The organism is Ammonicoccus luteus (assembly GCF_050880385.1).
Taxonomy (GTDB): domain Bacteria; phylum Actinomycetota; class Actinomycetes; order Propionibacteriales; family Propionibacteriaceae; genus Enemella.
Window position 1 is genome coordinate 156,481 of record NZ_JBNZCI010000003.1, and the last position, 20,851, is coordinate 177,331.

The 20,851-nt window shown below is 68.0% G+C and carries 26 protein-coding genes; 14 read left to right on the forward strand and 12 right to left on the reverse strand.

Going from position 1 to position 20,851, the window contains the following annotated elements; genetic code table 11:
• Positions 1-85 precede the first annotated feature (85 nt).
• The 3 genes from ACQ260_RS08485 (at position 86) to ychF (ending at position 3,647) form a co-directional block, all read left to right on the forward strand.
• Positions 86-1,381 carry a M18 family aminopeptidase gene (locus ACQ260_RS08485; RefSeq protein ID WP_432558995.1) on the forward strand — a complete coding sequence of 432 codons (1,296 nt, stop codon included), beginning with the start codon at positions 86-88 and terminating at the stop codon, positions 1,379-1,381.
• 40 nt (positions 1,382-1,421) lie between these two features.
• Complete coding sequence (locus ACQ260_RS08490; protein ID WP_432558996.1) at positions 1,422-2,492, forward strand: hypothetical protein; 1,071 nt, start codon at positions 1,422-1,424, stop codon at positions 2,490-2,492.
• Positions 2,493-2,573: 81 nt separating this feature from the next.
• Complete coding sequence (gene ychF / locus ACQ260_RS08495; protein ID WP_432558997.1) at positions 2,574-3,647, forward strand: redox-regulated ATPase YchF; 1,074 nt, start codon at positions 2,574-2,576, stop codon at positions 3,645-3,647.
• Here ychF and ACQ260_RS08500 read toward each other — a convergent pair.
• Positions 3,637-4,284, reverse strand: a complete 648-nt coding sequence (locus ACQ260_RS08500; protein WP_432558998.1) for a hypothetical protein — start codon at positions 4,282-4,284, stop codon at positions 3,637-3,639. The genes ychF and ACQ260_RS08500 overlap by 11 nt on opposite strands.
• Positions 4,285-4,354: 70 nt before the next feature.
• Here ACQ260_RS08500 and ACQ260_RS08505 point away from each other — a divergent pair, with 70 nt between their 5' ends.
• The 4 genes from ACQ260_RS08505 to ACQ260_RS08520 all read left to right on the forward strand — a co-directional run bounded on the left by ACQ260_RS08505 (position 4,355) and on the right by ACQ260_RS08520 (position 7,198).
• Positions 4,355-5,683 (forward strand): helix-turn-helix transcriptional regulator, encoded by a 1,329-nt coding sequence (locus ACQ260_RS08505; protein WP_432558999.1) that lies wholly within the window; start codon positions 4,355-4,357, stop codon positions 5,681-5,683.
• A 55-nt stretch (positions 5,684-5,738) separates the two neighbouring features.
• Positions 5,739-6,179, forward strand: coding sequence for a YtoQ family protein (locus tag ACQ260_RS08510; protein WP_432559000.1), 441 nt, complete (start codon positions 5,739-5,741; stop codon positions 6,177-6,179).
• A 33-nt stretch (positions 6,180-6,212) separates the two neighbouring features.
• Complete coding sequence (locus tag ACQ260_RS08515; RefSeq protein ID WP_432559001.1) at positions 6,213-6,566, forward strand: TehB family protein; 354 nt, start codon at positions 6,213-6,215, stop codon at positions 6,564-6,566.
• Positions 6,567-6,634: 68 nt separating this feature from the next.
• Positions 6,635-7,198 carry a 4'-phosphopantetheinyl transferase family protein gene (locus ACQ260_RS08520; RefSeq protein ID WP_432559002.1) on the forward strand — a complete coding sequence of 188 codons (564 nt, stop codon included), beginning with the start codon at positions 6,635-6,637 and terminating at the stop codon, positions 7,196-7,198.
• On the opposite strand, the gene ACQ260_RS08525 is transcribed toward ACQ260_RS08520, so the two are convergent.
• From ACQ260_RS08525 to ACQ260_RS08535, 3 genes are all read right to left on the reverse strand, one after another.
• Positions 7,181-7,876, reverse strand: coding sequence for a TRM11 family SAM-dependent methyltransferase (locus ACQ260_RS08525; RefSeq protein WP_432559003.1), 696 nt, complete (start codon positions 7,874-7,876; stop codon positions 7,181-7,183). The genes ACQ260_RS08520 and ACQ260_RS08525 overlap by 18 nt on opposite strands.
• Before the next feature lie 40 nt (positions 7,877-7,916).
• Positions 7,917-8,507, reverse strand: coding sequence for a 1-acyl-sn-glycerol-3-phosphate acyltransferase (locus ACQ260_RS08530; protein ID WP_432559004.1), 591 nt, complete (start codon positions 8,505-8,507; stop codon positions 7,917-7,919).
• A 69-nt stretch (positions 8,508-8,576) separates the two neighbouring features.
• Positions 8,577-8,939 (reverse strand): DUF5997 family protein, encoded by a 363-nt coding sequence (locus tag ACQ260_RS08535; protein WP_432559005.1) that lies wholly within the window; start codon positions 8,937-8,939, stop codon positions 8,577-8,579.
• Positions 8,940-8,974: 35 nt separating this feature from the next.
• Between ACQ260_RS08535 and ACQ260_RS08540 the strand changes: the two genes are divergently transcribed.
• Positions 8,975-9,634 carry a LysR family transcriptional regulator substrate-binding protein gene (locus ACQ260_RS08540; protein WP_432559006.1) on the forward strand — a complete coding sequence of 220 codons (660 nt, stop codon included), beginning with the start codon at positions 8,975-8,977 and terminating at the stop codon, positions 9,632-9,634.
• A gap of 17 nt (positions 9,635-9,651) precedes the next feature.
• On the opposite strand, the gene ACQ260_RS08545 is transcribed toward ACQ260_RS08540, so the two are convergent.
• The gene (locus ACQ260_RS08545; RefSeq protein ID WP_432559007.1) at positions 9,652-10,101 is read right to left on the reverse strand and encodes a glutaredoxin family protein; all 450 of its coding nucleotides are present in this window, start codon (positions 10,099-10,101) and stop codon (positions 9,652-9,654) included.
• A gap of 75 nt (positions 10,102-10,176) precedes the next feature.
• Here ACQ260_RS08545 and ACQ260_RS08550 point away from each other — a divergent pair, with 75 nt between their 5' ends.
• Complete coding sequence (locus tag ACQ260_RS08550; protein WP_432559008.1) at positions 10,177-10,386, forward strand: hypothetical protein; 210 nt, start codon at positions 10,177-10,179, stop codon at positions 10,384-10,386.
• Between the two features lie 5 nt (positions 10,387-10,391).
• Here the strand turns inward: ACQ260_RS08550 and ACQ260_RS08555 are convergent, their stop codons facing one another.
• From ACQ260_RS08555 to ACQ260_RS08570, 4 genes are all read right to left on the reverse strand, one after another.
• On the reverse strand, positions 10,392-11,006 hold the full coding sequence (locus ACQ260_RS08555; RefSeq protein ID WP_432559009.1) for an NAD(P)-dependent oxidoreductase: 615 nt from the start codon (positions 11,004-11,006) through the stop codon (positions 10,392-10,394).
• A gap of 69 nt (positions 11,007-11,075) precedes the next feature.
• Positions 11,076-12,131, reverse strand: a complete 1,056-nt coding sequence (locus ACQ260_RS08560) for a GNAT family N-acetyltransferase (protein WP_432559010.1) — start codon at positions 12,129-12,131, stop codon at positions 11,076-11,078.
• A 38-nt stretch (positions 12,132-12,169) separates the two neighbouring features.
• Positions 12,170-12,889 carry a type 1 glutamine amidotransferase domain-containing protein gene (locus ACQ260_RS08565; RefSeq protein ID WP_432559011.1) on the reverse strand — a complete coding sequence of 240 codons (720 nt, stop codon included), beginning with the start codon at positions 12,887-12,889 and terminating at the stop codon, positions 12,170-12,172.
• 75 nt (positions 12,890-12,964) lie between these two features.
• Entirely contained in the window at positions 12,965-14,152 is a 1,188-nt protein-coding gene (locus tag ACQ260_RS08570; protein ID WP_432559012.1) for a winged helix DNA-binding domain-containing protein, read from the reverse strand.
• A 176-nt stretch (positions 14,153-14,328) separates the two neighbouring features.
• Here ACQ260_RS08570 and ACQ260_RS08575 point away from each other — a divergent pair, with 176 nt between their 5' ends.
• Both ACQ260_RS08575 and ACQ260_RS08580 read left to right on the forward strand, forming a co-directional pair.
• Positions 14,329-15,405 (forward strand): DNA polymerase IV, encoded by a 1,077-nt coding sequence (locus ACQ260_RS08575; protein ID WP_432559013.1) that lies wholly within the window; start codon positions 14,329-14,331, stop codon positions 15,403-15,405.
• 21 nt (positions 15,406-15,426) lie between these two features.
• A complete protein-coding gene (locus ACQ260_RS08580) occupies positions 15,427-15,882 on the forward strand; it encodes a DUF1801 domain-containing protein (protein WP_432559014.1) in 456 nt (151 codons plus the stop codon).
• A gap of 182 nt (positions 15,883-16,064) precedes the next feature.
• On the opposite strand, the gene ACQ260_RS08585 is transcribed toward ACQ260_RS08580, so the two are convergent.
• Positions 16,065-17,798: an aldehyde dehydrogenase family protein gene (locus ACQ260_RS08585; RefSeq protein ID WP_432559015.1), complete on the reverse strand. Its 1,734-nt coding sequence runs from the start codon at positions 17,796-17,798 to the stop codon at positions 16,065-16,067.
• Positions 17,799-17,915: 117 nt separating this feature from the next.
• Positions 17,916-18,377, reverse strand: a complete 462-nt coding sequence (locus ACQ260_RS08590) for a hypothetical protein (RefSeq protein ID WP_432559016.1) — start codon at positions 18,375-18,377, stop codon at positions 17,916-17,918.
• 164 nt (positions 18,378-18,541) lie between these two features.
• Here ACQ260_RS08590 and ACQ260_RS08595 point away from each other — a divergent pair, with 164 nt between their 5' ends.
• The gene (locus tag ACQ260_RS08595) at positions 18,542-19,165 is read left to right on the forward strand and encodes a TetR/AcrR family transcriptional regulator (protein ID WP_432559017.1); all 624 of its coding nucleotides are present in this window, start codon (positions 18,542-18,544) and stop codon (positions 19,163-19,165) included.
• Positions 19,166-19,184: 19 nt separating this feature from the next.
• Here ACQ260_RS08595 and ACQ260_RS08600 read toward each other — a convergent pair whose 3' ends face one another.
• The gene (locus ACQ260_RS08600; RefSeq protein WP_432559018.1) at positions 19,185-19,559 is read right to left on the reverse strand and encodes a hypothetical protein; all 375 of its coding nucleotides are present in this window, start codon (positions 19,557-19,559) and stop codon (positions 19,185-19,187) included.
• Between the two features lie 97 nt (positions 19,560-19,656).
• On the opposite strand from ACQ260_RS08600, the gene ACQ260_RS08605 reads away from it, so the two are divergent.
• Both ACQ260_RS08605 and ACQ260_RS08610 read left to right on the forward strand, forming a co-directional pair.
• A complete protein-coding gene (locus tag ACQ260_RS08605) occupies positions 19,657-20,145 on the forward strand; it encodes a MarR family winged helix-turn-helix transcriptional regulator (protein ID WP_432559019.1) in 489 nt (162 codons plus the stop codon).
• A gap of 15 nt (positions 20,146-20,160) precedes the next feature.
• Positions 20,161-20,850: a trimeric intracellular cation channel family protein gene (locus tag ACQ260_RS08610; protein ID WP_432559020.1), complete on the forward strand. Its 690-nt coding sequence runs from the start codon at positions 20,161-20,163 to the stop codon at positions 20,848-20,850.
• Position 20,851 lies beyond the last annotated feature (1 nt).

Genomic DNA, 20,851 nt, shown 5'->3' on the forward strand with positions numbered 1-20,851 from the left:
ATTGGTGCACGGCGATTGGTCAAGGGGTCGTTCCACAAGGCTGCCGGGCCTGTCGGAACCGCGCCGCCAGTGGTTGGATGGGGCTATGCCGCACACCCAAGCCCCAAGTCACGTCCAGGACTTCGCCGCGTTCGTCCAGGCATCGCCGAGCTCATATCACGCAGCCGCTGAAGTTGCGCGGCTGTTGGCGGAGGCCGGCTGGGCCCAGCAGGACGAGTCGGCCGAATGGGATTCCTCGACAGGTGGGCACTATCTGGTGCGGGACGGAGCCGTGATGGCGTGGTGGGTGCCCGCCAACGCGAGCAAGAACTCCGCTTTTCGCATCGTCGGGTCGCACACCGACTCGCCCGGCCTCAAGCTCAAGCCGGACCCCATCTATGGGGCGGCGGGCTGGCAGCAGGTCGGGGTCGAGATCTATGGGGGTCCGCTGTTGGGTTCCTGGACCGACCGCGAGCTCGGCATCGCCGGCCGCGTCGTGACTCCCCGCGGCGAGCAGGTCCTGGTCCACACGGACGCGGTCATGCGGATCCCACAGCTCGCGATTCACCTCAATCGATCGGTGAACGAGGACGGTCTCAAGCTTGACCGTCAGGCCCACATGGCGCCGCTGTTCTCGGTGCGGCGGCCCGACCTTCGGGTCCTCGACCTGGTGATGTCGTTCGTCACCGACGACGACGGCGGAGAACTCACCGCGGACGACGTGGCAGGTCATGACCTCTTCGCGTTCGACACCGCGCGGCCCAAGCTGTTCGGCGCGGACGACGAGTTCCTTGCGTGCACCAAGATCGACAACCTGTCTAGCGTGCATGCCTCCGTGATCGCGATGCTCAACGTCGACGACACAGATGGCGACATCGCGGTGCTGGCGGCGTTCGATCATGAAGAGGTCGGCTCGGCTTCGCGTTCCGGTGCCAGTGGGCCGCTGCTGGAGGACGTGCTCAGGCGCACCGCGACGGCCTTGGGGACGAGCGAGGACGAATACCGCCGCATGCTCGCGCGTTCGTCCTGCATTTCTGCCGACGCCGGTCACGCGGTCCATCCGAACTATGTCGGTTCCCATGACCCCGTCAACCGGCCGCTCATCAACGAGGGGCCCCTGCTCAAGATCAACGCCAACCAGCGCTATGCGTCCGATGCGGTCGGCGAGATGATCTGGCGGCGGGCATGCGCCGTGGCCGGCGTACCCACCCAGACCTTCGTCTCCAACAACGCCATTCCCTGTGGTTCGACGATCGGCCCACTCACGGCCACGCGGCTCGGCATCACGACGGTTGACGTCGGCGTACCCGTCCTCGGGATGCATTCCGCCCGCGAGATGTGCGGCGTTGACGACCTGTACCACCTGACGAGGGCGCTGCTGGCGTACTGGTCCGGAGCCTAAATCGGTTGCCGTCCGGACGGGCGCGCGAGATCTTGGCGACATGGCACCGCCTTCGCTGCAACTGACCGTGCACACGTCCTTGGGGACGGTCGCGGAGCCGTCGTCCGTGGCAGTGGAGGCGGCGGAGTTGTGGGCGACAGATGAGTACGCGGAGTTGGGCCACAAGGACTTCGCCTATTCGGCGCGGGAGTTGGCGGCGACGTACGCCGACACCGAAACCAGCCGCTCCGTGATGGTGCTGGCCCGCGACCGCGACAAGCTCATCGGATTGGCGAACGCGCAGATCCCGGACACCGACAATCGGCATCTGTTGGCCGTCGAGCTTCGCATCGCTCCCGACGCGGAGACCGCGGTCGTGCTCGACGCGCTGTGGTCAGCCATCTCCGATCTGATCCACGCGGAATCCCGCAATACGGTGATCGTGTGGCACGCCTCCCGACCGTCGGGGAAGGCGCTCACCCCGAAGACAGGGGCGGGCTCAGTGCGGCGCAGCGCCGTCACCGACTGGCTCACCGGCCGGGGGTTCCAGCTCGAACAGGTCGAGGTGGCGAGCACCCTCGATGTGGTCGATGCGCTCACGAGGGCGATGACGCTGGAGTCGGCCGGTGCCGCGGCGAGCGCGGGCTATGACCTCGTGTCCTGGACCGGGCCGACGCCCCCGCAGCTCCGGGACGCGCTCGCGGTGCAGCGCGCGCGGATGAGCACCGATGTCCCGATGGGGGAGGTCGCGATGGAGCCGGAGGTCTGGGATGCCGCACGGATAGCTGCCGAGGATGCTGCCGTCATTGCGATGGGACGATCCCAGGTCTGGACCGTCGCCGTCGAACGAACGAGCGGCGACGTGGTGGCGCACACGTTGTTGACCTGTCCGGACGGATGGCTTCCGGAGGTTGCCTATCAGGACGACACGCTCGTGCGCACCGATCACCGCGGGCGTCGGCTCGGTCTGCGGATCAAGGCCGCGAACCTCCGCAATCTTGCGCGGCACCGACCCGGCGTACGCCGAATCCACACGTGGAACGCCGACGAGAACGAATGGATGCTGGCGATCAACCGGCAGCTCGGCTATCGGCCGACGTCCACCCTGGGCTGCTGGCAGCTGCGGCGATAACGGGGTCGGCGTCACTGGCAGGCGATCGACGAGTTCGGGCACCGACGTTGAAATGACGTCAGGCCAGTAAGGTGGGCCAGCGTGGCACTCACCATCGGAATCGTCGGTCTCCCCAATGCCGGCAAGTCGACCCTGTTCAATGCGCTGACCCGCAACAACGTGCTCGCGGCGAACTATCCGTTCGCGACGATCGAGCCCAACGTCGGTGTCGTGGGCGTGCCCGAACCCCGCCTGGCGAAGCTCGCCGAGATCTATGGCTCCGCGGCGATCCTCCCCGCGACGGTGTCGTTCGTCGACATCGCGGGCATCGTGAAGGGAGCCTCCCAGGGCGAGGGGATGGGCAACGCGTTCCTCGCGAACATCCGCGAGGCCGACGCGATCTGTCAGGTGACGCGCGTCTTCCGTGATCCGGATGTCACGCACGTCGACGGCGAGGTCAACCCCGCCAGCGACATCGAGACGATCACCACCGAGCTGATCCTCGCCGACATCCAGACGCTGGAAAAGGCGCTGCCGCGGCTGGAGAAGGAGGCGCGGATCAAGAAGGACTCGCAGCCCAAGCTCGCCGCCTGGCAGCAGGCGCTGGAGACGCTGAACGCCGGGAAGGGCGTGCACGCTGCGGGTCTGGATCTCGAGCACCTGCGCGAGCTCTTCCTGCTGACCGCCAAGCCGTTCATCTATGTGTTCAACTGCGACACCGACGAGCTCGCCGACGAGGAGCTGAAGGCGAAGATGCGCGAGGTTGTCGCGCCCGCCGAGGCGATCTTCCTCGACGCGAAGATCGAGGCGGAGCTGGCGGAGATGGAGCCGGACGAGGCCAAGGAGTTCCTGGCCGAGATGGGCATCGACGAGCCGGGGCTGGATGTGCTGGCGCGGGTGGGGTACGCGACGCTGGGGCTGCAGTCCTATCTCACCGCCGGGCCGAAGGAGGCGCGCGCCTGGACGATCCCGAAGGGGGCGACCGCGCCGGAGGCCGCGGGGGTCATCCACACCGACTTCCAGAAGGGCTTCATCAAGGCCGAGGTCGTGTCGTTCGACGATCTCGTCGCCGCCGGGTCCGAGCAGGCGGCCAAGGCCGCGGGCAAGATGCGGCTCGAGGGCAAGGACTACGTGATGAGTGACGGCGACGTGGTCGAGTTCAGGTTTAACGTATAGCGCTGCACTCGGCGGCTCGGACAGCAGCGGACGGGGACTCGTTTCGGGCGGCCCACCGAACGAGGGCGACTCCGATGCCCGCGCAGAGCACCAGCCAACTGCCGATGGCCAGACGCCCCCACACCATCGGCGCGAAGACCGCGGGGAAGACGGGGAAAAAGACATACACCCCGGCGGCCAACACGATCCACCGGCCCAGGGCTCCCGGCAGCTGTCGCGAGCGGGCCAAGCCGACGCCCGCGATCAGCAAGCCGATCCCGTGAACCGTCATCGGCGCACCATAGAAGGCGTTGGCCGCGTCAGCCTCCGTCGAGATGGTGGCTGCGCTGCGAGCGGTCAGCGCGAACAACTCGGCGAGGGCGAAGAGCAGCATCCCTGCGTCTGCAACCAGCAGCCCGATCCGGGTGGTGCGACGTGCCTGCGGCCAAAGAGCGAGCGTCAGGCCGATCAGCCCGACCAGCACCACCGCGTCGCGGGCGGCGAAAAGGAGTTGGGCAACAACGAACGACGTCGGGCCGAAGGGATAGCTGTAGCGGGCTTCAGTGACCTCCGGCCGCCAGCCGATGATCACGAGGGCGCTGATCGCGCCGAACAGGGAGGCGACGGCGATGAGCCAGCCGGACATGCGAGCGGTCATACCGCCAACGGTCGTCGAGTCCGTCCCGCGGACGCATCCGTGGAATCCCCGATTCTTCTATCCTGAGTGTGTGGGCACGGACAACCTGCAAGGCCTGCGCGATGCGGTCGCGGACGACCGGGTCGGCGACGCGATCGATCTTGCCGCTGCAGTCATCCAGGACAGCGCCGATGAGGTCGCCATCACCGAGGCGGCCACGCTGATTCAGCGTCCTGTTGACCCGCTGTCCCGGGCACGACTGCACGCTCTAGCGGCCGCCGCGCGTTTGCGGGTGAGGGAGACGGCGTTGCGTGACCGGATCGAGGCTCAGTACGCCGCCACGGCGGAGCCTTTCCACGCCGGCGACCTCAATTCCGCTGACCTCGACGCACTCGCGCGTGAGGGACGAAGAGCGCAGTTGCTAGATGCAATCGCCGCTCTCGCCTGGCGGGCCGATTCCCGTAGAGAACACTCTCGCGTCCAACTACTTCTCGCTTCACAGGCCATGACCGACGGCAGATGGGACGCCGCCCATGCGCATCTCTCTCGTGCCGAGGCGAGCTCCGGGCCCGGCAGCGACGCGGCGTACCTCGCTCTGCCATACAGGTCCGCGATCGCGGTCATGACCGGCGAAGGGCTGGCAGAGGTGGTGTCCGCTGTGCGCGAAGCCGTGGAGTCGGCACCCTTCTTTGCCCGTGGCTGGCTTGCCGGCGTCCTGTTCAGGTCGGGGGCGCGGGCCGAGGCAGCAGGGCTGTGGCACTCCCTCGCGCTCCACATCAACACACTTCCGGAGTCGGCGGCCGAGTTCTTGGTGATCGGTGTGGATATGGCGGATCTGTGCGCACGGCTCGAGGATCGCGAGACGGCCCCACGCCTGTATGAGATGTTGTCGCCGTTCGCTGGCCAGCACGCGATCGCGCATGCCACCAGCCCTTATGAGGGGCCGGTGGATCTCGCCCTCGCATGGCTCGCGGCGACTCTCGGATGGCGTGACCGCGCTCGAGACCACCTGCACGAGGCGATCGAGCAGTGTCGATCGATCCACGCACCCGCCCACCTCGCCTTGGCGCTCGCGGCGTCGGCCTCACTGGAGGGAGCGGGGAGTCGAGCACGGGTCGAGCTCTGTGCTCGGGCGAGGGCTGTCGCGCAGGTGCACCGCATGAGCCCGCTCCTCGCTTCACTCGGTCAACTCGAGCCGCGTGCCTCCGGGCTCCTGACAGCGCGTGAGAGCGAGGTGGTCGACCTCGTCGTGATCGGGCTGACCAATGGGCAGATCGCTGACCGTCTGCATCTCTCCGAGCGGACGGTCGAGAGCCACGTCAGTCACGCGATGACCAAGTTCGGAGTCAGGTCGCGCACGGCGCTGGCGGCCGCCTCTGCCGGGGTCTCCACCGAGACCCGGCTTGTCGCTGGGCCATGAGATGGTGGACCCGACAAGCGCTGATCCGCGAATCCCACAACAGGAGCCACGAGCCTTGAGTTTCCATGTCTATCTTTCCGGCGAAATCCACACCGATTGGCGTGACGAGATCCAGCGCGGCGCAGAGGCCGCGGGGCTGGACGTGGTGTTCACCGCGCCGGTGACCGACCATGCCGCGAGCGACGCCGCCGGTGACCACTTGGGCGAGAACGCCAGCGATTTCTGGCGTGATCACCAGTCCTCCAAGGTCAACGCCATCCGCACTCGCACCCTGATCGAGCAGAGTGATCTGGTCGTGGTGCGCTTCGGGGACAAATACAAACAGTGGAACGCCGCTTTCGATGCCGGCTACTGCGCGGCCTTGGGCAAGCCCTATGTGACCCTTCACGAGCCCGATATCGTCCACGCGCTCAAGGAGGTCGACGCCGCTGCCCAGGCATGGTGCACGACCACCGACCAAGTGGTGGAGATTTTGCGGTACGTGCTCACGGCATAACCGCGCCGAGGGCGTGCAAAGTATCGTCGAAGCATGCTGAAACTGCCCGATGACGTTGTCCTTGCCCGAGTCACCGACGACTGGACCCCTGAGACCGCGCCGGTGGGACTGGGCCGAGCCCATCGCGTGGCCGAAGGTGTCTGGGGTCGGCTGGTCGTCCGCGAGGGGTCGGTGAACTTCATCTTCGAGGACGCTCCCGATGACGTCATCACGGTTCGCGCGGGCGAGGGCCAGGTCATCCCACCGCAGCGGCCCCACCACGTGGAGTTCGCCGGACCGGCCACGTTTGCCGTCGAGTTCTATCGCGCCCCGAAGGAATCCGTCCGTGCTCCCGATGTGGGCAAGGAGAGCACTGGTCTGACCGGTGGAGATGCCGTGGACAGCTGAGTCGGCCGCTGGACTCTGCAGATGGCGTCCTGCGTCGATCTGCGCGGGAACACCGTAGTGTCGCGGTCGTGTGGTCAGTGCTCTCGACGCCTGAGGTCACGGTCGTCGCCGCGCCCGCTCCGGACGACGCTCGTGGCCATGCTCATGCCCTGCTCATCCGGGCGGTCAGCGCTGCGTGTGGTTATGATCCGGCGGCCGTGGTGATGGCCCATCACTGTCCGCGCTGCGGCGCCGGTGAGCACGGCGTACCCACGCTGACCCACCAGCACACACCCGTCCCGCTCGCCGTCAGCGTGTCCCGGGCGGCCGGGATCGTGATCGCGGGCTGGGGGAGGTTGGCCGGCCTCGGCGTCGATGTGGAGAGTGCTGGTGCGGCCGCGGATGTGGCCCTCGATGAGGTTCTGCTGCACCCCGGCGAGTCGGTGCCCACGGACGCGGTCGGGCGTACGCAGGCCTGGGTGCGCAAGGAAGCCGCGCTCAAAGCGTGGGGGATTGGGCTGAGCGTCGAGCCGTCGCGGGTACGCCTGGCCGCCGACTCTGCCACCACGGACGCCGACCCGAACGCGGTCGACCTTGTCGACCTGAGCGTTCCGGGCTATCAGGCCTGCGTTGCGCTACTGCGCCGCCGATGACGGTGCTTCCGTCGGTCGCTGGAACACCAGCAGGGCATCCGCGACCAGATCGTGCGGCAGTCGGCCCCATTCGATCGGGACGGTCGCGACGAACGTGAGGTGCGCGCAGAGCACGCGTACACAGTCGGAGATGAGTTCCGTGGTGACGCCACGATGGTGGATATCGGCCACATTCCAGACCACGAACCCGCCCGGCTTGATCACCTGCGCGCACTGCGCGGCGACCTGCCCGAGTTCGTGCAGATAGCGGGCGTAATCCCCGCCCTCCTGCTCATATGCCGTCAGCGGATCGGCCGGGTGATGAGTGGCGGTCATATAGGGCGGCGATGTCAGCACCAGATCGACCGGTTGGCTGGCCACCCCGGCCAGGATCCGCCGGAGCTCGCGCGCATCGCCTTCGATGATGTCCGCTCCGGGGATGTGCCGCCGGATGTGGTCGACCCGCTCCGGCAGCAACTCGATGCCCAGGGCCCGCCGCCCGAGGGTGAGCGCCCGGCTGAGGGTGGTGCCGAACCCGGCGAAGGGGTCGAACACCACATCACCGGGGTTGCTGCACCGTTCGATGACGTGGTCCACCACCGCCGGCAGCATGTGCACGTCCTCATCGGCGCCCGGCGGCCGCTGGTCGAGAAACGTTTGGTACGCGGCAGTCAGGCGCGCATCCAGTGGAGAGCTCATCCCCACGCCCACACCGTTCTTGAACTGCCCATGGCTCGCGCTATTCGGTTCCGTCCGGCACCTGCTCCTCCCGGAGCCGCGGGGGAGTGAAATCGCCGGGTCGGAGCCCGCGCTTGTCCGCATAGAACGCTCGCAACTTGTCCATGTCCGCGGTGACATCGCCGGTGAGATGGATCGTCGGGCCGAACCCTGCTGTGCGGGTGGCTGAATCGACATACCCGAGCACCAGAGGGAGGCCCGCAGTTCGGGCGATGCGATAGAAGCCGGACTTCCAGTGGGTGCCACGCTGCCGGGTGCCCTCTGGCGTGACGACGAGGAGGAGCCGCTTGCCCTCGCCGATGCGGCGTACGATCTCATCCACCAAGCCCGCCGGATTCGCACGATCGACGGGGATGCCGCCCAACGCGCGCATGACGGCCCCGAACGGAAACTTGAACAAGGTGTGCTTCCCCAGCCATCGCGGCGAGAACCGGTGACTCCACGCGATCGCCAGCATCATGGCGAAATCCCAGTTGGAGGTGTGCGGCGCTCCGATCAACACCGCGGACCCCGTAGCGGGTGGCCCTTCGGATCGCAACCGATAGCGGGCCAACGCCCAGAACCCTCGCGCGAGGAGGGGCCGAATGATCATGCCTCCAACTTAGGGCCATCCGGCCGGGGACGACCGGGCGGCTGCGGCCGCGTGCGTTGCCGCCGACGGTCAGCCTTGATCGGCGCGGCCCTTGAGTCGCTGGTTCTCCGCGATGGTGTTGCGCTGGGTTTCGCGCTCGCGGACGAGCCACTCGGGCGGATCGGTGAGGAGCTCACCGATCTGATCCGCGTCGAGCGGGTCGGTCAGACCACCACGCGCCAACCCAGACTTGGAGACGCCCAGCTTGGCGGCCACGACGTCGCGCGGGAATGGGCCGTTGCGCCGCAGCTCGACGAGCCATTCGGGTGGGTCGGCTCGAAGGGCGTCCAACTCTGCGCGGGTGATCGGCGTGGACTGGAACTCGTCCGGGGCCGCCGAGAGCAGGATGCCCAGTTTGCTCGCCGCGGTTGCCGGCTTCATCGATTGACTCACAGACGCAGCGTAGCCCTCCGCGATAGCGTGCCGGGGTGAGCGACTCCTCAGCCCCCGACGTTCTGTGCGTCGGGCACGTCCCCGGTGTCACGCTGACGAAGTGGCGGACGCGGTGGGCCGAACGCCTCACCGCCCGCCTCGAGGTGGCGGAGGTCGCCCAGGCGGACGCCCGTCACTCTCTCGACGCTGACGAGGTGGACCTGTGTTTCGTCCGGCTGCCGTTCGAGCGCGAGGGTTTGCACGCCATCCCGCTGTACGAGGAGGTGATGGTCGCGTGGGTCAGCAAGGACCATCCCATCGCCGCCTTCGATGCCATCACGTCGTCGGACCTGGCGGACGAGACCGTGCTGCGCGAGGTGGACCAGGTCGCGATCGACCGCGTCAACGCCGGGGCGGTGCTGCTCGTCCCGCTGTCCGTGGCCAGGGAAGCCAGCCGGCGGGACCTGGTGCATCGACCGGTCAGTGACGCGGAGCCGGCTCAGATGGTGCTGGCCTGGCGCCAGGACAACGAGCACCCGCTGATCGAGGAGTTCATCGGCATCGTGCGTGGGCGCACCGCCAACAGTTCCCGCACCACCCGCGAACGTGATGCTCGCGCACCGCAGCAACGGGACGACAACCGGGGCAAGGGCAAGCAACAGCGTGGACCGCAGCCGGGACGACGGACAAGGTCCGGGCCCAGACGAACCCGTTGACCGATCCCGGGCGGAATCTAGCAATGGTCGGCGAGTGCGGTCATGAGCTCGGCGCGGGATGGATTGCGCATGACCCCGGATCCCACGAGGGCGGTCGGGGTCAGTTCGTTGCCGTCGTTGACGTCCCGGACTGCTCGATTCGCCGCGGGATCCGCCCAGACGTTGACCCAGGTGACACGGGAATCGTCACCGACGGCGCGGAGGAGTTGCTCGCAGTACGCGCAGGTCGGCTTCCACAGCACGACCGCGTGGCCGGGCGCCAACCGGGTCCGGGCCTCGGCCCAAGGGGTGTGCCGGCCGGGCTGCAGGACCCGCCGCACCAGGGCGCCCACACCCAGCAGCACGAGGAGCGCCGCGACGATGCCCAGCCACAGGTTCATCTTCCCGAGCCACAGACCGAGCGCCGCGGCACCGAGCGCTCCGGTCACAATGGTCAGCAGTGCTGTTTTGTTGCGTTCGGGTGCCATGGGGCGAATGTAGACATCCGCGCGGCCCGAGCACCAGTCCGGGACAAGGGCGGCGTACAGGTGGAGGGATGAAGGTTGAATCGTTGGTGGGTCGTTCTGTCGGTGCTCGCGGGGTTGTATCTGGTCGTCTTCGGTGGCTTCGTCATTCTGCTCGGAGAAGCGGATGATTCGCCCGGTTTCGGTGGGTTGGGGCTCATCACCGCCGTCATCGGTCTCGTGATCCTGGTCCGACTCCTGCTGAGGGGACGAACCAGCGCGGGCACCCGACGTGGGAGTGGGAGTTAGCGCACTTATGCGCTGCTGACGCCGATCGCCTTGCCGATCGTCGCGTCATCCTCGAGCACTCTGAGAAGACACGCGGCCAGATCCGCCCGCGGAATGGAGCCGCGCAGGTGGCCGGCATCGGAGACCTCGAGCGCGCGCCACGTGCCGGCGCCTGGTTTGTCGGTCAGACCCGTCGGCCGAACGATGGTCCAGTCGAGGCCGGACGCATTCGCGGCGGCCTCCTGCTCGGTGTGATCGGCCACCGGTTTGGCGAGGAGGACCGACATGAGCAGGCGCAGGGGAACGGGCAATTGTGATGCCGAGTCGCCTGCGCCCACCGATGACTGCACGACGAGTCGACGCACGCCCTCCGCCTGCATCGCCGCGATCACGTTCCGGGTGATCTCCGCCCGCTGCTTCGGTACGCCTTTCGCCCCTCCGACGGTCACCACCACGGCATCCGCGCCGGCGACGGACTGCCGGGCGATCGCAGGGGCCAGCGCGCTGCCGATGACTCGCTCGACACCGTCGAGCTCGGAATGACTCCGCGAGACAACGGTGACCTGATGGCCGGCATCGCGTGCGATCTCAGCCAGCTTCCCACCCGTGCCCCTCGATCCGCCGATGATGGTGATCTTCACGTTTCTCGCCTCCGTAGGTTGAGCGGCATCCTCCCACGCGTCGCGATGACGCGTCCGAACCGGCGACAGTCACCGGTCTGCGCTGGGACGTCCCGGCGGGCGTGGCCTTGGCGATTCGTCATTCAGCACGGCGGTGATGAGTGGTGAATGGGCCAGGACATCGGTGCTGGTCGCGAACTCCGCGAGTTCGGTGAGCAGGGCCTTCGTCGGTGTCATGAGCCGGATCGTGCCGGTCGTTTCTGCGGCGAGCAGGCCGGCGACCGGCTCCCAGACGGAGCGAACGGCCTCGGTCGTCGTATTGCCCCAGCGTTCGGAATCCGCAGCCCCGACCGCGGTGACGAAGAACGCGACATCGAAGCGCCGCCGGCCACCGGGTGGGGTGACCCAGTTGTCCCAGGGGACGAGTGCAACTGGATCGAGCACCACGCCGCACTCCTCGGCGACCTCTCGGATGGCGGCCGCGACGAGCGCATTCGCGGAGGGGAGGAACGTCTGCGCCCAGGCTTCCTGGTGGTCGGTGGGTGGTTTGAGTGTTGTTGCGTAATCCTCCTCGTCGACTCGCCCACCGGGGAACACCACAGCCCCGGCTGCGAAGTCCATCGTGGCCACGCGGTGCTGAGCGAACACTTCGAGCCCATCGGCGCCGTCCCGCAGCGGGATCACGCTCACCGCCGGTCGGGGTGTCACGTCGGGCGCCAATGATTTGCCCATGGCCACGAGGCGGTGGGGGGACGTCGACGTGCCGGTTCCACCGGGGTCCCAAGCCGACGACCGCAGGGCGACGGGCAGCCGGGGGACCTCGGTGAACCTGAGCCGTGCGAAGAAGCGCACATCCTCGGGTGTGGGTGCCGCCAGCGTCAGCGCCGAAGCGCCACGCTCGACGACTTCTGACTCGACGGCCGCCACCAGCGCTGTGCCGATGCCGCCACGGCGCCGTCCGGGGAGGACCGAGACGTCGAGCAGGTGATAGAGACCATCCGACTCCAGGACGCGCGCCATGCCGAGAGGGGTGCCGTCGGCGGTCTCGGCGGCCAGCAGGAAACCCGCGCGGCCGAGCGATCCGATCAGACCGTCTGCTGCGGTGACGGGACGGATCGTCCAGTCGTCTTGCGGTCCCTGCCTCACGAGGCCACTGTGGCACAGGCAGCGAGCGGGCCGCCCGGTCAGCCTCTCTTGGCGGCCTTCTTCAACAGTTTGACGACGGCCTTGCCCACGCCCTTGGCGGAGGTCGGGTTCTGACCCGTCACCAGAGTGCCGTCCACCACCACGTTCGGTTTCATCGGGAGGGCGGCCTTGTCGTACTTCCCCCGCCGACCCAGTTCCTTCTCCAGGTTGAAGGGCACTGCGTCGCGGCGATCGGCCATCTTCTCCTCACGCCACGAGAATCCGGTGACCTTGCGGCCCGCGAGCAGCGGAGTGCCATCCGCAAGAGTGACGTCGAGCAGCCCGACGGGGCCGTGACAGACCGCCGCGACGACCTTGCCGGCATCCGCGAACTGGCCGACCAGCTGCGCGACCTCCGGTTCGCGGAAGTCGAACATCGTGCCGTGGCCGCCGGTGAGATAGATGGCGTCATAGTCTTCGACGCGGATCTCGGTCACCGACAGCGATTCCTGCAGCGTGGCCATGTACGCCGGGTCGGCGTACCGCTTCTCCGTTCCGCCCATCTTGAGCATCATGGTGGACAGGCTCACCGGATCGATCGGGACGTAGCCGCCCCGGGGGCTTGCGATCTCGACTTCGTAGCCCGCTTCCTCGAGGACGTCCTGGAAGTGGGTCAGTTCACCGAGCCAGAGCCCGGTGCGATAGCCGACCTGTTCGTAGTCCGCGGTGTTCGTGACGAGTGCGAGGACGCGTCGGGTGCCGCTGCCGTTCTTGGCCATGGTGTCTCCTTTGTCGACAAACCAGTTAAGCAGGGCATGGCAGCTGCCTGATCGCGGGGCAGGGCGAACAGCGCTTCAGGGCAGGCGCTGGCCCTTCATCTGCTGAGACTTGTACACAGAGCTGATCACGACGCCGTCGAAGAACTCGGTCAACCGGTCGGCCTCCACCTGGAGCCGGGAGAGGTCGCGGGCGGTCAGCGCCTCCGTCGGGATCACGCGGACCCGACCGTCGTCCGCCTGCACCCAGCACCCGACGATCCGCCCGTCGAGCCAGGCGGTGGTGCCGCCGTTGCCGTTGGTGTCGAAAAGATAGGGCGCGTGCGCCGGTTCGAGATAGAAGCCGCGCTCCTTCCAGCCCATCACCGTCGGGTCGAGCACCGGAAGCAGTGCCGCCCACTCGTCCAGTGTGTCGGCGTCCTCGGTTTCGTCACCGGGCAACACGAAGCCGGCCGATCCCGATTCCAGTTCGACCGTCGTCGCGGCGATGTCGGCGAGCGCCTGGCGCACCGCCCCCTTCGTCGACCCCAACCACCAGACGATGTCCGCCTCCGTCGCGGGGCCGAACGACGCGAGATACCGGCGCACCAACTCCGCCCAGCCGACGCGCGCTGTCAGCCGCTCAGGCGCGGCACCCAGCCACCGCTCCATGCGGGTCCACGTGGGGCGGGAGGTGCGCCAGTGCCCCTCGTTCCCGCCCCGCACGATGAGCCCCTCCGCCCCGAGCAGCGTGAGGAGGCGCGGTGCGAACGAGGTCGGCACGTCCCAGCGCTTCGCGTTCGGGTCCGGGGTCGTGCGGCCTTCGAGCTCGGGCAACTCCGCGCGCAGCTGCTTGGCGCTCAGTGCCGTGCCGTCCGCGAGCCGGTCCAGCACTGCGGCCGACGCGCGCGAGATCCACGCGGCGCCATCGACCGCGACCCCGTGCTTCTCGAGGTCCTTCGTGATGACCGCACGCTGTTGCGCGGCGACCCGCGCAGAGGAGCTCCCGAGCAGCGCGGGCAGGAGGTCGCGGGGGACGGCGAACAGGGTGCGCCGCATCGCGAGCTGCTTCACGATCGAGCGGTCTGCATAGAGCGATTGCTCCACTGCCTCGACGGTGGCGCCCTGCACCCGCGCTGCGACCGCGAGGTGCACGGAGGGCGGCTCGGTCGCGTGGAGAGCGGTCATGGCGTTAGCGGCCGCGAGCGGGTCGTCCAGCCGGGCTTCGGGGTGCAGAGCGTGTCGACGGGCGAGGCGGCTCCGCCGTGCCTCATCACTGAACCGCATGGGCGCGATCCTGCCAGGTTGCGAACCGGCTTGTCGGCCGGGCGCCGGTGTGGTCACAAACCGCAGCCACACGGTGGTCCGTGACAACTATGGCGATGAACCCCTCGCGCAATGCGGTGTTTGACCGACGACCTTCTACCTGCACGGTCCGGGTGGTGGGCGGGCAGGATAGGCCCATGACACCGTGGATCTTCCACGTCGACATGGACCAGTTCCTGGCGGCTGTCGAGCTGCTGCGCCGACCCGAGCTCGTCGGTCGGCCCGTGGTGGTCGGGGGTCGTGGTGACCCCACCGAACGAGCGGTCGTGTCGACCGCGTCCTATGAGGCAAGGGAGTTCGGCATCCGGTCGGGCATGCCGTTGAAGCTTGCCGTCCGCAAGTGCCCGGACGCGGTGTTCCTGCCGGTTGACCACCCGGCCTATGAGGCGGCGTCAGCGGCGGTGCTGGCCGCGTTGCGCGGATTCCCGGGTGCGGTGGTCGAACCGCTCGGCTGGGACGAATGGTTCGTCGGGGTCGACACCGAGGATCCACAGCAGACCGCCCACGGGCTGCAGGCAGTGGTGCTCGCGGAGACCAGGCTGCACTGCTCGATCGGCATCGGGGACACGCTCGTCCGGGCCAAGATCGCGACCGAGTTCGGCAAGCCGCAGGGCACGTTCAGGCTGACGGCCGACAACTGGTTCGAGGTCATGGGGGAGCGGTCGGTCGAGGCATTGTGGGGCATCGGCAAGCGAACTGCCGAGCGGTTGGCGGGCATCGGGATCGTGACCGTGCAGGACCTGGCGGCCGCCACCGACGTCCATTTGGGCGCAGCGTTCGGGCCCGCCACGGGGCCGCACCTCGGTCGGCTCGGGCGCGGGGAGAACCGGCGCAAGGTCGACGACACCCCGTGGGTCGCCCGCGCCCATGGGCACGAAACCACCTATCAGACCGACCTCACAGACGAGGCCGAGATCGACGCGGCCCTGCGAACCCTCGCCGAAGCCGTCGTCGCCGACCTGCACGCCGAGGGACGGCCGTGCACGCGGGTCCATCTGAAGGTGCGCTTCCGGCCGTTCTTCACGTTCACCCGCGTGCGCAAGCTTGCCGAGCCGACGTACGATCCCGCCGTGATCGCCGCAACGGCCGGCGCGCTGCTCGCGAAGCTCGAGGACCCACGCCCGATTCGGCTCTTGGGGATTCGGGCGGCGATGGTCCCGCCGAAAGGCGGCTATGACTCGCCCCGCACGCATGGTCGGCGCGGCGGACCCTGACGGCAGAGAGAAGGAAAGACGATGACCCCGGCAGAGAACAAGACGCAGCCGACCGCGGTGCCGGTCGCCGAGTTCCTTGCGACGTTGAGCGAGCGGCGGCGCGGGGAGGCGGCGGTGCTGATCGAGATGATGGAGCAGATCGCCGGTGAGCCGCCGAAGATGTGGGGGCCTAGCATCATCGGGTTCGGCCACGTGCGCTATCGCCTCGCTTCCGGTCGCGAGGGAGATACCGGCGCGATCGGGTTCAGTCCGCGCAAGACGGCCGTCACCGTCTATATCGCCGAGGGGTTCGACCGCCACCGTGACCTGCTCGACAAGCTGGGCAAGCACAAGACCGGCGTTTCTTGTCTGTACCTCACCAAGCTCGCTGATGCCGACCCCGACGTTTTGCGGGAGTTGATCACGCGGTCCTATCGGCACCAAGTGGCGGCCAACCGCTCCCGGACTCTGCATCCTGACCGCGACTCTGCATCCTGACCGTGACTCCGATACACGCATGCACGTCGGAAAGCCGCGGTCATGTTGCAAGGTGGCAGGCGACGTTGCCAAGTGGCAGGCGACGTTGCAAGGTGGCAGGCGACGCTGCCAAGCGGCAGGCGACGCCCGATGCGCGGAGGAGTCGACCTGAGCCAGCGTCCGGCAGCGCCCCGATGGGCCGGTCAGGAGCGGAACGCTGCGGGCAGCACTCGGAGCAGCCGTGACCAAGCGGGGTTTTTCGCGTACTCCACCATCCGCCGTCCCGTCTCCACCGCACTCCTGGACGTGACGAACCACTGCGGCTTCGGAAACAGCGCGAGCCGGCCGTGGCGGAGCAGAGCCAATGACTGCGGGAACGGGCGGAACGGGCCCTCTGCCACCACACGCTCGGTTCCCGCGAGCAGGAACGAGTTGTGCACCACACCCATACCGCTGCCGGGGTCGTCGAGGCTGTGGCCGGGGTACGCACCCCACGGCGCCGACTGCAACGCGAAGATGAAACCCGTCCAGACATTGATCCCGATCGCGCCATAGCGCAGCTGCGCGATCGTCTCATCGAACGCCGGCCCCATCGCCCGCCGCGTTTCCGGCGCGACGATGATCGCTGCCCCGAGCGTGCCGTCGAGGCGGTCGTTGGCGAAATTGGTGGCTTCGCGGAGGTACGCAGAGCCCGTGCCCGGCAGGGTCGTGTGCGCGAGCGCCGGACCGAAAAACTCCTTCTCGAACAGGTCATCGGAGTGTCGCGCGGGCAGATCCACCAGATAGCAGCCGTCGTGGAGTTCGGCCTGCAGGTGGGTCTCGGAGAGCTGGGCCATGGCTTGGGCGGAGCCGGGATACCAAGGCGATCGGTGCGGCAGCCGGTGCAGCACCTTGCGGATCTCGGTGAGGAAGTCCGCGCGCTGCGGCCAGTCGCTGCTGGTGATCAGAACCTGCGTCGCAATGCAGTTGTGGCCGGCATTGTGGAGGCGCTGGCTGACGACCTGCTCCGCTTGATAGCGGAGATCGGCGCGACTCCATTCACCGGGGACGACGATGCAGGGCGACACGCACCCGAGTTCGCTGCTCACTGAGGTCGTGATCGCGGGCTGGTTGGCGGCCCGGCGGCGCTCGGCCTCCTCGTCGACGCCCCAGACGATCGCATCGTGGGTCCGGCGGTTTCCGGTCAGGTGGACATGCGAGATCCCAGGGTGATGGACGAGCATGTCGCCCACCTCGGCACCGCCGGCGATGAGCCACAACAGGTCGGCATCGATCAGCGGAGCGAGTGCCTGGCGATAGACCGGCAGCATCCCCCCGAGGACCGGGTTGACCTTCAGCACGCTCGCACGGTTGTGGGCGACGAGCTGATTGAGCACGTCGAGCGGCCCGATCGAGGTCACATTCCCCGCGCCCAGCACCGTGGCCACGCCGCCATGGCCGCACGGCTGTCGTGCCTCGAGCCCGGCCGTCTTCTGTGCCTGGTCGAGGCTCACTCCGGGACGCAGCCACACGTCTGCGGTGAACCCGTTCAACAGAGTCCAGTCACGGGCGTTGCCCGGCAGGACGCGCAGCGTCACCCGGCCACCGGGTGCCGTTCCGACGCGGAGCCCGGCGGCGGGGGACCGTCCTGCCGCGAGCAACTCGAGACTTTCCGCGATGCCCAGGAACCCGCCGAGTGCCGCGTACGGCCCGGACAGCCATTCCTCGGCCTCCACCTGCGCGCCGGGATCGCCCTTGGCCGTGACGGCGGCCGCGGTCCACGCCTCGGCGGATTCTGCGATCGTCGCGTGGGTCGCCCGGATGAGGGCGGCTCGGCTGGCCAAGGAGCGGTCGACCCACCGCCCCGCGCCATCGGCGAGGCGGCGGACGGCCTGATCGATGGCGTCGGACAGGGGGTGGCGTTCGTCTGCTGAAGGGCCCGTGGGGGGAAGGGGCATGCTCCACCGTGACCAGTGGGATCCTGGATTCACGAGGCCACAGAATTGAGGGCGCTCAATTCTGTCGGGCGGGTTGGGTGGAGCCACCCCCGACGACCGGCTCCACCCATGACGGGATCAAGCAATCCCGGCCGGTGCGGCGACCCGCGCGTCGCTCGTCGCTCGTCGGCGTCCGGCCAGTCGGCCCGCCAGCAGGGCGGCCGCGAACAGGGCCAGCGCGTTCAACCCGTGCAGGAAGGCGAGGGTGGTCATGCCGTGCCCGAACATGCCCAGCAGGACCTGGAGCACGGTCAGGATCAGTACGATCCCGGCCAGCTTGGCTGCGCCGGGAATCTTCGCCGCGAGCGACACTCCGAGCAGGATGAGGGCGAGCAGCGGGATGACGAACATCCCCGTCATCGCATGGATCATGAAGCCGGCTGCCTCGGGGAACGGTGGAGCCCCTTCGGCGGCCATGTCGATCGTGCCGCCTTCGCCGAGATATTTGGCGACGCCTGCGGACGACCAGGCATGTGAGGCGGCCTGCAGGCCGACCAAGCCGCAGATGACATAGGCGAGGGCTTTGAAGGCAGTGCGCATGGTTGTCTCCGTTGATGGTGTGTGAGCGCGTGTTGAGCCGGGTCATCGTTGACCCCGAGGGAGAGCGGGGCGGGTTCGCGAGGCCCGTTCGCCCCCATGTGGGATTGCCCAAGAGTCATGACTAGTGAGTGTCACTAGTGACTAGCATAAGTAGACTCCGGGTCATGAGTCCCGTCAAGCCCCGCAAGATCTCCCGCCGAGAACAAGCGGATGCCTCGCGACACAAAGTGCTGGCTGCCGCGCGGGACGCGTTCATCGACTCCGGCTATCACGGCGCAACGATGAGTGACATCGCGAGACGTGCCGGGCTGGCCGTGCAGACGGTCTCCTATTTCTTCGGCACGAAGCCCAAGCTGATGAGTCAACTGCTGACCACGAGCGTCCGGGAGGCCGCCCCCGTCGGGCAGGCGGAGTGGGAGCAGGGCATGGCCGCCGCCGAAGACGCGGCGGCGCTGCTCGATTCGGTCGTCGAGATCGGACACCAGATCATGCACCAGGTCTCGCCGCTGATGGATGTCGCGCGCATCGGCGGCCTCACCGATCCCGAGGTGGAGGAGGTCTATCGCTTCCACGAGGATTGGCGGCGCGCCGACTTCGCGAGGTTCGTCGCCGACCTCGACCGGTTGCACGGGCTGCGGCCCGGCCTCACCGTGGCGACGGCGACCGATGTCGTGCTCACCGTGTTCGGCCCGGAGTCCTATCTCTCGTTCAGCGTCCGCTGCGGGTGGAGCGGCGACCAGATCAAGGCATGGATGCATGACGCGCTGAGGCGCCTGCTGCTGCCGTGAGTCGATGGTTCGTCGGTGGTCAATGGCCGAGCGCGTCCCGGAGCGTACGCGGGCCGAGCACGCCGGGACCCAATCGATCGACGCGCGCCAAGAGCCCCCGGTCGGCGGTCGCGAGGGTGACCTCGTCGCCGGCTTCGGTGCTGGCTTGGCACTGAGCGACGAGTTCGTCGTCGCCCGATGCGGCCGCGTGGACGGTGGTCACGTGGCCCGTGCTGCCTTCGGGCACCCCGGCTCGGGCACGCCCCTCGAGCACCAGGATCACGTGATCCCACTGCGCTCCGGCGGCCACGAGAGCAGCGTGCAAACGCCCGGCAGCTCCCGCGCGGTCCTTCCACCAGCCGTCCGGTCGCGACCCGATCACATTGGCGGCATCGACCACGAGGGTGGTGCGCACAACTGGCCTCCAGAGGACGAGGATTTTCGAGGGCGAGCCGAGCGTACCGGCGGAACGATCCTTTTCACTTCAACGTTCAAGGAAGTACGCTGACCGAGTGGACACTTCGGCACCGCGCTGGCTGAGCGCCGACGAGCGAGCTGCCTGGCTTGCCCTGGTCGGTGTGACCATCCAACTTCCCTCAGCGCTCGATCAGCGCCTGAAGAAGGCTGCCGGCATCGGTCTCGTCGACTATCACGTGCTCGCCGGCCTGTCCGATGCCCCCGACCGCACGCTGCGGATGAGCGCGCTCGCGGAGTTCGCCCAGGCGTCCCTGTCGCGGTTGTCGCAGATGGTTGGTCGGTTGGAGAAGAGGGATTGGGTGCGCAGATTCCCGGACCCGACGGACGGCCGATATACGTTGGCTCACCTGACCGACGAAGGGATGGCGGCGCTCGAGGAGCTTGCTCCGCCGCACGTCGAGGATGTCCGCGAGTTGGTGTTCGATGCCCTCTCCCCGGACCAAGTCGCCCAACTCCACGAGATCAGCGATCGTATTCTCCGGGCGATCGACCCCGTCCATGTCAACGGGACTCCCATTGTCTGATCGCCGGAGGGTGCCATGAACTTCGACACCGACCTGCTGTTTCGCTTGGTCGATGTCTTCGGTGTGTTCGCGAATGCCGTCCTCGGTGGTGCAGTGGCGCGCACGAAGGGCTTCGATGCGATCGGCTTCGTGATCCTGGCCATCTGCTCCGGCCTCGGTGGTGGCATGCTGCGCGATGTCCTTCTCGGCGTCGGTTTCCCGGTGGCACTCACCGATCCGCTCTATCTCAGCTCGGCCCTGGTCGGTGCCGGGGTCGCCTTCGTCCTTGACTTCGGGCGCGGCTGGGCCCGACGCGCGCTCCTGGTCGGGGACGCGCTCGCCATGGGCTGCTGGTCGGCCACCGGTGCCGCGAAAGCACTTGGGGCTGGCCTGGCCTGGCTCCCGGCGATCTTCCTCGGCGTGATCACGGCGGTCGGCGGTGGCATGTTGCGGGACATCCTCGTCAACCAGGTGCCATCGGTGTTCAACGGCCCTCTCTATGCGACGGTCTCGGCCATTGCGAGCGCGGAGATGGTGCTCCTGAGGTCCGTCGACCAATATGCCCTGGGCATGGGACTGGCAATCCTGACCGGCGGCGTGCTCGGCCTGCTGGCGCGCTGGCGTCAGTGGACCCTGCCGGCGGCGGCCCAGTGGACCGTCCCCAGACCGCGCGTGCGCAAGCTCTTCCGCAGCCGCGCCCGCCCGCCCAAGGGCCGCCTGTTCTGAG

Bases quoted from the DNA above. Each gene is read 5' to 3' on its own strand.
- ACQ260_RS08525 (WP_432559003.1), bottom strand. From the start codon at position 7,876: ATGAGCTCTCCACTGGATGCGCGCCTGACTGCCGCGTACCAAACGTTT.
- ACQ260_RS08585 (WP_432559015.1), bottom strand. From the start codon at position 17,798: ATGCCCCTTCCCCCCACGGGCCCTTCAGCAGACGAACGCCACCCCCTG.
- ACQ260_RS08565 (WP_432559011.1), bottom strand. From the start codon at position 12,889: ATGGCCAAGAACGGCAGCGGCACCCGACGCGTCCTCGCACTCGTCACG.
- ACQ260_RS08530 (WP_432559004.1), bottom strand. From the start codon at position 8,507: ATGATCATTCGGCCCCTCCTCGCGCGAGGGTTCTGGGCGTTGGCCCGC.
- ACQ260_RS08610 (WP_432559020.1), top strand. From the start codon at position 20,161: ATGAACTTCGACACCGACCTGCTGTTTCGCTTGGTCGATGTCTTCGGT.
- ACQ260_RS08515 (WP_432559001.1), top strand. From the start codon at position 6,213: ATGCTGAAACTGCCCGATGACGTTGTCCTTGCCCGAGTCACCGACGAC.
- ACQ260_RS08590 (WP_432559016.1), bottom strand. From the start codon at position 18,377: ATGCGCACTGCCTTCAAAGCCCTCGCCTATGTCATCTGCGGCTTGGTC.
- ACQ260_RS08485 (WP_432558995.1), top strand. From the start codon at position 86: ATGCCGCACACCCAAGCCCCAAGTCACGTCCAGGACTTCGCCGCGTTC.
- ACQ260_RS08545 (WP_432559007.1), bottom strand. From the start codon at position 10,101: ATGGCACCCGAACGCAACAAAACAGCACTGCTGACCATTGTGACCGGA.
- ACQ260_RS08490 (WP_432558996.1), top strand. From the start codon at position 1,422: ATGGCACCGCCTTCGCTGCAACTGACCGTGCACACGTCCTTGGGGACG.
- ACQ260_RS08570 (WP_432559012.1), bottom strand. From the start codon at position 14,152: ATGCGGTTCAGTGATGAGGCACGGCGGAGCCGCCTCGCCCGTCGACAC.
- ACQ260_RS08575 (WP_432559013.1), top strand. From the start codon at position 14,329: ATGACACCGTGGATCTTCCACGTCGACATGGACCAGTTCCTGGCGGCT.
- ACQ260_RS08580 (WP_432559014.1), top strand. From the start codon at position 15,427: ATGACCCCGGCAGAGAACAAGACGCAGCCGACCGCGGTGCCGGTCGCC.
- ACQ260_RS08595 (WP_432559017.1), top strand. From the start codon at position 18,542: ATGAGTCCCGTCAAGCCCCGCAAGATCTCCCGCCGAGAACAAGCGGAT.
- ACQ260_RS08500 (WP_432558998.1), bottom strand. From the start codon at position 4,284: ATGACCGCTCGCATGTCCGGCTGGCTCATCGCCGTCGCCTCCCTGTTC.